General features: G+C 46.6%; 2 protein-coding genes and 1 pseudogene. All 3 read left to right on the forward strand.

All coding sequences use genetic code 11. The features are described from left to right. Positions 1-278 (forward strand): annotated as a pseudogene (locus BP861_RS05435) (amidohydrolase); the annotation flags it as partial. A 91-nt stretch (positions 279-369) separates the two neighbouring features. Next, entirely contained in the window at positions 370-828 is a 459-nt protein-coding gene (locus tag BP861_RS05440) for a GNAT family N-acetyltransferase (RefSeq protein WP_292373343.1), read from the forward strand. Between the two features lie 254 nt (positions 829-1,082). Beyond that, positions 1,083-2,858 carry an RNB domain-containing ribonuclease gene (locus tag BP861_RS05445; protein WP_292373345.1) on the forward strand — a complete coding sequence of 592 codons (1,776 nt, stop codon included), beginning with the start codon at positions 1,083-1,085 and terminating at the stop codon, positions 2,856-2,858. Positions 2,859-3,128: the final 270 nt, after the last annotated feature.

The following is a 3,128-nucleotide window of genomic DNA, read 5'->3' on the forward strand; positions in this document are numbered from 1 at the left end:
CTGAAATCGAAAAAACCTTTGCCGCCGAGGATTTTGCAAGTTACCTGCAGAAAGTTCCGGGAGTTTTCATTTCCCTGGGTACCCGGAACCCGGAAAAAAAGATCCTGGAAGTCAATCACTCATGCACATTCGATATTGATGAAGATATCTTGATTACTGGCACGGAAATATTCTATATTGTCTCGCTGGATTTCCTCAAAACCCCGGAAAAATACCTAAATTCCCAGAGCTCTTTCAGTCCCGAACCATTAATAAAAAGCTTGAAGACCGACAGATGAACAAAAACCAATAGGAGAATAAAAACCAATAGGCGAATGAAAACCAACTGGTAAGCAAAAAAGGAAACTGTCAGTTTGCGGAGTGAAATAGATGATAATCCAGCTATATGACGATTCCAGAAAGGAAGAGGTCCGTGACGTTGTACTTGAAGTGCTGCTGGAGCACGGCTTTGAATATGACAGACTGAAAGATGCTGACCTCAAGGATATAAATGGTTATTATTTTGGAAGCGGAGGCGCATTTTTTGTAGGAGTCGCAAACGGTAAAGTCGTAGGCACGGCAGGCGTCCGAAAATTTGACGGAAACCTATGCGAAATCCGACGTATTTATCTTAAAAAAGCCTTCAGGAGCAAAGGCAACGGGAAAAAGCTTTTCAGGGCTGCTCTGGATTTTGCTGAAAAAAACTGCTCAGGCGTTGTTCTTAAAACCGATTCAACCCTCATGAAAGCAATAGATATGTACCTCAAGCATGGCTTCACTTTCCAGAAAGAAGAGACAGGGTACCTGTATTTTGAAAAAAAGTTTGATCAAAAATCCAAAACTGTGTGATCAAACTTTTAATAAATCTTTCTCACGAATACTCCTACCGCAAGGATACCTTTTCGATCGCTGAGTTTCGATTCTTGTTTTAGTGGATCTTGTTCTCGAATTGGAATGATTCACCAGGATGGCACAACGTTTCTTTTTTCACCGCGGCGGCACGGCAGGAACAATGATTTATAAAGACGGGCATCTCTTACCCCATTTTACTGACCAATATACATATAAGGAAAGCACACCAAATTTTTGCACTAAGTGATATTATGCCAGATATGCTCAGAGGCATTACGATCGATGACGTGACAACCCGAGATATGGATGATGCAATCTGGGTGGAAATCACGGAAAATGGTGGCTGGCACGTCGTAGTTACGATCGCAGATGTCGCAAAAGTAATTTCCAAGCATTCAGAGCTTGATCGACTTGCAATGTATCGGATCGAGACCAGGTATTATGCAAATGGTAACAGCCCGATGTTACCCCGGCGGCTTGCAGACGAGAAGCTTTCCCTGTGGCCGGAAGAGTCGAAGTATGTCCTCGCCGTGGATATCGTCCTCGGCATGAACTTGTCAATCCTCGAAACAAGGCTTTTGCGGACTGTTATGATCAGCGAAGCCCGGCTAGCCTTCTCTGACATCCCCCACATTCTCTCTGATAGGGAGCACACGCAGCACGCTCTCATCAAGCTCGCAAGCCAGCTCGCGAATGACCTTTTAACGCAGCGCCGCAACCGTGGTGCGCTGGCCTTCTACGATTTGGGGCGGGGGTTGGTGACAAACGAAGAAGGATCTCTGAGGCAACTGAGATGCAGGGAGGATACCATCGGCTACATCATCATCCAGGAGCTGATGATTCTCGCTAATATGGCCGTAGCTGAGTACGCAGTCAAAAATAACGTTCCTATCCTTTTCCGTAACCATACAGCCCGGAGCGCTACTCCTGAGCGGGGAGATTTAATGAAGTTGCTCGAAAGCATCACTGTCATCCCCGAGGTAAACATAGCTACTGTCAGGCATACTACGTACATGATGCTCAACAGAGCGGAATATGGCCCCGTCATCTTGGGCCATTTTGGACTGAACCTCGGTGCATATACCCACTTCACCTCGCCCATCCGAAGGTATGCTGATCTTGTGAATCACCAACAGATCCGGGCGTATATCCAGAACGAACCCTTGCCCCGTTCTAAAGAGGAGATTCAGGCAATTGCATCGCATATCAATCTGATGCACCTTGAAAACGACAGAGCTAAAAGCGAGTACATGAAGGAAAAGGCGTATAGAAAAGCTGAGTCGGCCATCCTGAGGAATCGGATAGAGGATGCAAGCGATACAGACTTCGAGCGCATCACCAAACTCCTTATTCGTGGAGGGGAGGACTGCCCCGAGGCCTACTGCGATGCTTTCCGGAAACGCCTTGGCAAGCTGCCGATCATCTGTGCAGAGCTAGTACTATTGCAAGCCCCTGATGGCGAAAGATGGACTGAACTTAGAAGAGCATTGCTGGAGGAAATTGCAACTGCGCCTCACAAGGCAGTCTCGATCTTCGACATCGCGCAACATATACTGGGCTGGCAGATGCCCGTATACGAAGTAACCAAAAATATCCGTGGCAATTTACCGGTGTTCACTGCCCAGAGCGCCATCAGAATAAGTAATAGAGAGTACCAGTCTGCTGTATACGAGGACTTGACAAAGAAAGGCGCCACTCAGCGGGCATCCGTAGGCCTGCTCGCGGCTGTTCTGGGCTTACCAGCTCCGGACTTGGAGATCATGATAATAGATTCGTCGGCCAGTAATGAAGAAGTGACGATTAACACATCAAAAGATCCGATTTTTGCCTTGCAGGAGTATTGTCAGGCAAAGAAACTTCCCTTGCCAGCTTATTCATTTAAGGCGGAAGGGCCTACCTGCAAACCTATCTTTACCTGTACCTGCACCTTTGGCTCCTCGACTAGCCTCGGACAGGCAGGAAAAAAGCAAAGGGCTAAACGGCTAGCGGCTAGAGAAATGATATACACTTTAGTGTCCGGAAGTTGATATCGAGTTCGAGGTTGTAATGGGAAGCGCCGTGGTTCAATGGGTCTTGCTCACGAATAAGAATTTTGTTGGATAGCCCGAAAACTATCCCTGTTTCAATCCTTGTTTTAGTGGATCTTGCTCACGAATTTTTTTACTCCGAGTGGGATCGCTAAACCTTGTAGTTTCAATCCTTGTTTTAATGGATCTTGCTCACGAATTTGGAAAGCGAGGGATCTCAGACTCAGGAAGAAGGTTTCAATCCTTGTTTTAATGGATCTTGCTCACGAA

Origin of the sequence: Methanosarcina sp. UBA411 (genome assembly GCF_002495725.1) — an archaeon.
In the GTDB taxonomy this organism is placed as follows: Archaea; Halobacteriota; Methanosarcinia; order Methanosarcinales; family Methanosarcinaceae; genus Methanosarcina.